General features: G+C 68.3%; 1 protein-coding gene. It reads right to left on the bottom strand.

What is annotated here, in order from left to right; translation table 11 throughout:
• A partial coding sequence (locus FQ668_RS27375) for an exonuclease domain-containing protein (RefSeq protein WP_256677681.1) occupies positions 1-290 on the bottom strand: 290 nt, incomplete at both ends.

Raw genomic sequence — 290 nt, 5'->3', positions numbered from 1 at the left:
TGAGATTGGGCATGCCAGGCCAACGGCTGCGGGCCAGCTTCAGGCTGCAGGTCACGCGGCAGTGCTGGGCCAGCCCACCGGCCAGCCCCGCCAGGCGCAGCTCGTTGTCGAGGAAACCGACGTCGAAGGTGGCGTTGTGCGCGACCATCTCGCTGCCACGCAGGAACTCCAGCAGTTCGGCGGCCTTGCTCGCAAACAGCGGCTTGCCCACCAGCATGGCATCGCTGATGCCGTGCACGCGCTGCGCGCCCCAGTCCACCTTCCGCTGCGGCTGCAGGTAGGTGTGGAAC

The organism is Pseudomonas sp. Kh14 (genome assembly GCF_900291005.1).
Classification (GTDB): domain Bacteria; phylum Pseudomonadota; class Gammaproteobacteria; order Pseudomonadales; family Pseudomonadaceae; genus Aquipseudomonas; species Aquipseudomonas alloputida.
The sequence above is the reverse complement of the archived record's forward strand: the minus strand, read 5'-3'. Positions and strand labels throughout refer to the sequence as shown.